The following is a 6,727-nucleotide window of genomic DNA, read 5'->3' as shown; positions in this document are numbered from 1 at the left end:
TACTGATGGCGACGGAATTAACATAACTGGAATGACCACTCAGGGTGCGAATTTCGCTTCCTGTTGTCACCGACCACAGTTTGATAGTCTTGTCACCACTACCACCAGCCAGGATTTGCCCGTCACTACTTAGAGCGACGGAATCAATCCACGAGGAATAACCAATCAGGGTGCGAATTTCCAGGGTGCGAATTTTTCTTCCTGTTGCAACTTCCCACAGTTTGATAGTGTTGTCCCAACTACCACTAGCCAGGATTTGCCCATCACTACTGATGGCGACGGATTTAACATGACTGGAATGACCACTCAGGGTGCGAATTTTTGTAACTTTTATCTTTTGTAGCCAGTTTCTTGACAGTTCCCACAGTTTGATATAACTGTCATCACTACCACTAGCCAGGATTTGCCCATCACTACTGATGGCGACGGAATTAACATAACTGGAATGACCACTCAGGGTGCGAATTTCTCTTCCTGTTGTCACCGACCACAGTTTGATAGTGTTGTCATCACTACCGCTAGCCAACATTTGCCCATCACTACTGATGGCGACGGAATTAACACTCTTGGAATGACCACTCAGGGTGCGAATTTCTCTGCCTGTTGTCACTGACCACAGCTTGATAGTGTTGTCACTACTACCACTAGCCAACATTTGCCCATCACTACTGATGGCGACGGATTTAACATAACTGGAATGACCACTCAGGGTGCGAATTTCTCTGCCTGTTGTCACTGACCACAGCTTGATAGTGTTGTCACTACTACCACTAGCCAACATTTGCCCATCACTACTGATGGCGACAGAACTAACACCCTTGGAATGACCACTCAGGGTGCGGAGAAGTTGACCTGTAGTTGATGAAAACAAGTGAATAACTGAACCTGTCACATTTGCTAAGATATCTTCCGTGGGGCTAAGGGCTACTGTTCCAGAAATACCTGGAATGATGTGGACGCATTCCCAAGATGGAAATGTGTAGGGAGGGAATGTTACTGGTTGTGTTGGCGGTATGGGACTTGCACCCAATAAATCCAACCACTCCTGCACAGACTGGGGACGGAACTTGTAATTTAACGCCATCCCCTTCATAATCGCCTCATTCACCCGATCGCCTACACTGCTATTCAACTCCTTGGGTGCTTGTAGCGTAAAATTTTGCAGCCTAGCTGGTGCTGGCATCGGCAATTGTCCAGTCAGCAAAGAATAAAACGTGGCAGCTAAGGCGTAAACATCTATATATTCTCCCCGTTCAGCATTAGGTAAATACTGCTCTGGAGGCGCATAACCATGAGTAACACTCTCTGTATGCTGTAAAACTGCACCAGAAACAAATTGTCTAGCAAGACCAAAATCAATTAGTACGGCCTCTGGTTTACCCGCACGCATCATAATATTACTCGGCTTTAAATCCCGATGTAGTAAGCCGCGATCGTGAACTACAGTTAAAGCGTCGCCAATTTGCTTAATATATTGCAGTGCTTCTGCTTCTGGTAACGCCCCTTTTTCAGTTATCAACTTCCCCAAATCTTCCCCTTCAATGTACTCCATCGCCATACATGGCAAATTAACCTCATCAAAGACGTTTTCTACCTGCACTATATGAGGATGGCGACACAAAGCCAGTCGCAAAGCTTCATCCCGAAAGTCTTGCCGTAATTTATCTTGATGTGATATCCAGGCGTGATGATTCAGGATTTGTTCTCTGAGAGTTTTGATGACTCGCAGCTCACCGCGTCGATTTTTTGCCAGATAGGTTATACCTATACCACCTTCGCCTAATTTTCTCTCGATGATGTAGCGATCGCCAAATAACTCCTGCCCTGGATTCCACGCCATTGGTCAAAACCGTAGTTTTACTGATATTTTATTTTTGCACACCATAAATATCAGTTTTTGGCATCTTTACTCAGCTTTGCTCATAGGCTGTTAAGAATTCGTCCCGTGAGATACCTCTGCTTCTGTCAGAAAAGCCTCAATTATTGGTGAGTCATTCGAGCATTTCTTTGCCAAATATTTCAATGTAGCAGCGAATAGCTGACTTGATATCGGCTAAGGCTTCTTCATAAGTGTCACCTTGACCAACGATCGCCCCTTTTATACCCAGAGGGTAGGCAACATAACCGTCAGAATGTTTTTCTACAATAATTTTGATTTGTTTCATCGCTAGAGCTTTGGCAAGGGAGATTTTAGGCGATTCTGATGGAGCGTACAATAGGCAGTATATTCAATCGTAATCAATTTATGGCGATCGCAGTTGTTAAACCCTCATCCTGGCTAGAGAAAGGTATTCAACTTGAAAAAGTCAGTAATATTAATCTGTTTAAAATTACAGACGAATTATCAGATCGGATGCAAGAAATTGTAGATAAGAAAACAGCTAATTCTCAAACACCAGAAGAAGAGGCTGAGTTGGAAGCCATTGGAGAATTAGTGATAATTGTTACCTACATTAATGAAATAATTGCTAATGAAGCACGAGAATCCAACGAACCAGAAAACAGAGACATGGGAGTAGACAGAAATTAATATCTAAAAAATCTAGAGACGTTGCAATGCAACGTCTCTACATCTAGGTTATTGCATCAGAATTTGTCGAATTAAAATACTCATGACTTCATCTGAGTTGCCGGTGGGTATCAGTGGACTCCATTCTCCGACGCTAGCGTAGCCAATTACCTGCAAGTAGTGGATTGTACTGGTAACGGCTTTGGGCGAACCAATCAGTAGATGCTTAACTGGTTTTCTTTGAGGAAGCCTCTGTTGTGTTGGTTGATTGACGCTGGGTGTATCTAAATTTTCACCCAAGAACTGTTCTAATTTTGACTGGGCGGAATCTTCTGGTTGTGCCATGATGATAGTTAACTCCTGATAAGGGGGCCAGATAAGGGCGATCGCATTCTTCTTCGCGGGATTAGGCGATCGCTTTTATCATGTCTTTATATTAAGGTATAAAATTATACTTGTCAACCATAAATTTAAAAATTATTATTAATAATTTTCAAGTTTTAATGGGAATAAATTAGCCTTAACTTTGGTAATATTAGCAACCACCAATTAACAAAAATACTCTCAACTTTTGGCTTTAATTGGTACTATCTAAAACTTCATCTTTCTAAAAAAAATGCTAGATTTAGCAAATTTTTCGCTAATCTAGCAAACCTAAATTATTTACAGGAAGTCTAATCTTCTGGCTCAATTCCCGCCGCCCGCAATTGTGCTGCTAGTCGTTCAGCACGTTGGCGTTCTTGCTCGGCGCGTTCGCGTTCCTGTTGGGCTAATTCTGTTCCCCAAGGTAAAAGGTTTCCTTGTTCATCCCACCACCGTAACCACTTTCCTGTGCGGTTTTCACGAGTACCTTGGGACACTCCAAGGTAAAGATTCATTTCTGCTATCCAGTAGCGTTGGTTTTCATCAGGCTCTTGCAAAATGTACTGTTCTGTGGTTAAGCGATACATCTCGAAACTACCGCTATCTGGTTCAAAGATGATGTAGTTTGGTACTTTTAAAATGCGCTCGTAGAAAAACCATTTTCCTGGGGGATATGTCGCTTTGATAGAATATTCTGTTTCCTGTGTATCGGAAATAAATTCCATCACAATTACGGGAATATCACCCTGTAATTGAGGTGTGTAACTGCGTGTTACTTCTTCTCTACTAACATTAATTTTGGCAATGAAAGCCCAATCAGGCGCTTTAATGACTATTTTGTTGTTTAGAGTGGCACAAATGCCGTAATTAGTTGTTGTTAGGGTGTTAGCTGAAATTTTTCCGGCTAATTGTAGGCTTTCTGTAAGTGCAGCAGCTAAGGCTGGTTGGTTGATGTTGTCCACTGGATCATCTGGGAGTTTGTAATCATCGGGTAGTTTTTCCCAAGTGATTTGGTAGTCTTGGGTGAGGGTTGTCATGAGGGTTTTCCTTTAGGATTGGGCATTGGGCATTGGGCATGGGGCATGGGGCATGGGGCATGGGGCATGGGGCATGGGGCATTGGTTATTAATTCTTCTCCCTCATTTCCCTCATCTCCCTCATCTCCCCAATCCCCAATCCTCAGTCCCCAGTCCCCAATAGTTACTCATCTTCATCGGGTTCTAAATCGTCGGCTGTCAATTCTTGATGCGGGATGGCGGCGATAATCGCATCTATGACTTTAGAGACTGGTAATATCTCAATATTTAAATCGGGGAATTTTGTTCCTTTTGGCACGATCGCTCTTTTAAATCCCAATTTAGCAGCTTCTTTTAACCGCAGTTCCATTTGGGAAACCGATCGCACTTGTCCACCTAACCCAACTTCACCGATTAATACTGTACCTGGATCAACGATGCGATCGCGGAAACTAGCTACAATTGCGATCGCAATTCCCAAATCTACCGCCGGTTCTTCTACATTCAACCCACCCGCAGATGCAACGTAGGAATCTAACTTTGACATGGGAATTCCTACCCGTTTTTCTAAGACGGCGAGAATTTGCACTAAGCGGTTGTAATCTACGCCAGTACCAGCCCGCCGGGGTGAAGGGTAGCTGGTAGGACTCACCAAAGCTTGCAATTCCACAACTATGGGGCGAGTACCTTCGCAAGCCACGACAATGGCAGTACCGGGAGCGGGATCGTCACGGTTGCCTAAAAATAGCTCTGAGGGATTGGAGACTTCCCGTAGTCCCTCCGCCACCATTTCAAAAATGCCGATTTCGTGAGTTGCACCGAAGCGGTTTTTTACTGTCCGTAATAACCGATGGGAGGCAAAGCGATCGCCTTCAAAATACAATACTGTATCAACTAAATGTTCTAAAACTTTTGGCCCCGCGATCGCTCCTTCTTTAGTGACGTGTCCCACAATCAACATGGTGACATCTTCGTGCTTTGCCACCTTCATCAGTGCTGCGGTACATTCTCGTACCTGAGCCACAGAACCGGGTGCAGAAGTCAGCGCCGGAAAAAACACCGTTTGGATACTATCAATTACCGCCACGTTTGGCTTTAGAGAATCTATTTCCCGTAAAATTTCTTCTAAATCTGTTTCTGGCAGTACATATAAATCTGCACCTATACTGTCAGGGTCTATGGGTAGTGTAGGATCTACCATTACTGTTACCTTCTCTTCATTAACCACACTTAGGGGTTTTGATACTCCTAAACGGGAAGCTCGTAATTTTACTTGCTGTCCCGATTCTTCACCAGTTACGTAAAGGATGCGATATTTCTGTGCTAATTGATTAGATACTTGCAACAATAAAGTCGATTTCCCAATACCTGGATCGCCACCAATCAGTACCATAGAACCGGGGACAACTCCACCACCAAGCACCCGATCTAATTCTCCATAACCAGACTCCCAACGGGCAATTTGGCGATCGGTAATTTGATCAAACGTTAAGGATGCTCGTGCTTTAGCTGGTTTAGAGTGAGATTTGCCATTGCCTTGAGTTGATTGCCAACTACTTACTCCTCCCCGACTGGGTACATCTACTGAGGATTGAATAGAAATTTGTTCTTCTAGAGAGTTGTAAGTACCGCAAGCTGGACACTTACCAAACCACTGGGGCGATTCTGCTCCACATTCGTTACAAGTAAAAAAGGTTTTTGGCTTTGCCATTCTTAAATCTTATTAAATATTCTTAATATTTACTTAATTCTTGAAAAAAACTAAAAACCAATAATAGTAGTATTTAGAGCTTTTTCCAAATCAATTCATGGAATGATATCTTAATATTATGGTATTAAAAATTAATCATGTAAATTTTTAGTTAAGGAGCCTTGAGAAACTTGGAAAGTCATAAAGAAAAAATCTTGGTGGTAGACGACGAAGCCAGCATTCGCCGGATTTTGGAAACGCGCCTTTCCATGATTGGCTACGATGTAGTGACGGCTGGCGACGGGGAAGAAGCTTTGGAAATTTTTCGCAAAACTGAGCCTGACCTGGTAGTTTTAGATGTAATGATGCCAAAGCTAGACGGCTATGGTGTATGTCAAGAATTACGAAAAGAATCAGATGTCCCCATTATTATGCTAACAGCCTTGGGTGATGTCGCCGATCGCATTACCGGGCTAGAATTAGGTGCTGATGACTATGTAGTTAAACCATTTTCCCCCAAGGAGCTAGAAGCCAGGATTCGCTCAGTGCTGCGGCGGGTAGATAAAAATGGTGCTTCTGGTATTCCCAGTTCTGGGGTAATCCATGTCGCTAATATTAAAATCGATACGAATAAGCGACAAGTCTACAAAGGCGATGAGCGAATTCGATTGACGGGTATGGAGTTCAGCTTGTTAGAGTTGTTAGTCAGTCGCTCTGGAGAAGCTTTTTCTCGTTCGGAAATTTTGCAGGAAGTTTGGGGTTATACACCAGAACGTCATGTAGATACCCGCGTAGTAGATGTGCATATATCACGTTTGCGGGCAAAGTTGGAAGATGATCCTAGTAACCCAGAATTGATACTCACAGCCAGGGGTACTGGTTATCTTTTCCAGCGAATTATTGAACCAGGCGAAGAGTAAGGAGATGAAGGGCAGGGGGCAGGGGGCAGGGGGCAGGGGGCAGGGGGATGAGGGAGATGAGGGAGTGGGGGGACAAGGGGGACAAGGGGGACAAGGGGGAATTATTGAACAAGTATCTCCCTTGTCTCCCCCCTCTTCCTTGTCTCCCTTGTCTCTTCTTCATGCCCAATGCCCAATGACAAATGACAAATGACAAATGACAAATGACAAATGACAAATGACAAATGAC

General features: G+C 43.6%; 7 protein-coding genes. 2 read left to right on the top strand and 5 right to left on the bottom strand.

The window, feature by feature from the left end:
- Nucleotides 1-1,840 (bottom strand): serine/threonine-protein kinase (locus tag HWQ36_RS31550; RefSeq protein WP_292710196.1); only part of this gene is annotated, 1,840 nt, incomplete at its 3' end.
- Between the two features lie 151 nt (nucleotides 1,841-1,991).
- Nucleotides 1,992-2,165, bottom strand: a complete 174-nt coding sequence (locus HWQ36_RS31545; RefSeq protein ID WP_292710193.1) for a hypothetical protein — start codon at nucleotides 2,163-2,165, stop codon at nucleotides 1,992-1,994.
- 38 nt (nucleotides 2,166-2,203) lie between these two features.
- Between HWQ36_RS31545 and HWQ36_RS31540 the strand changes: the two genes are divergently transcribed.
- Entirely contained in the window at nucleotides 2,204-2,530 is a 327-nt protein-coding gene (locus HWQ36_RS31540; protein WP_366830052.1) for a hypothetical protein, read from the top strand.
- A 48-nt stretch (nucleotides 2,531-2,578) separates the two neighbouring features.
- Here the strand turns inward: HWQ36_RS31540 and HWQ36_RS31535 are convergent, their stop codons facing one another.
- The 3 genes from HWQ36_RS31535 to radA all read right to left on the bottom strand — a co-directional run bounded on the left by HWQ36_RS31535 (nucleotide 2,579) and on the right by radA (nucleotide 5,599).
- Complete coding sequence (locus HWQ36_RS31535; RefSeq protein WP_292710191.1) at nucleotides 2,579-2,854, bottom strand: hypothetical protein; 276 nt, start codon at nucleotides 2,852-2,854, stop codon at nucleotides 2,579-2,581.
- Nucleotides 2,855-3,183: 329 nt separating this feature from the next.
- A complete protein-coding gene (locus HWQ36_RS31530; protein ID WP_292710188.1) occupies nucleotides 3,184-3,909 on the bottom strand; it encodes a Uma2 family endonuclease in 726 nt (241 codons plus the stop codon).
- Nucleotides 3,910-4,072: 163 nt separating this feature from the next.
- On the bottom strand, nucleotides 4,073-5,599 hold the full coding sequence (radA, locus tag HWQ36_RS31525; RefSeq protein WP_292710185.1) for a DNA repair protein RadA: 1,527 nt from the start codon (nucleotides 5,597-5,599) through the stop codon (nucleotides 4,073-4,075).
- A gap of 170 nt (nucleotides 5,600-5,769) precedes the next feature.
- Here radA and rpaB point away from each other — a divergent pair, with 170 nt between their 5' ends.
- The gene (gene rpaB / locus HWQ36_RS31520) at nucleotides 5,770-6,498 is read left to right on the top strand and encodes a response regulator transcription factor RpaB (RefSeq protein ID WP_185582014.1); all 729 of its coding nucleotides are present in this window, start codon (nucleotides 5,770-5,772) and stop codon (nucleotides 6,496-6,498) included.
- Nucleotides 6,499-6,727: the final 229 nt, after the last annotated feature.

Source organism: Nostoc sp. NMS2, from assembly GCF_017115105.1.
Lineage (GTDB): Bacteria > Cyanobacteriota > Cyanobacteriia > Cyanobacteriales > Nostocaceae > Nostoc.
This window is presented reverse-complemented; position numbering and strand designations above follow the sequence as displayed.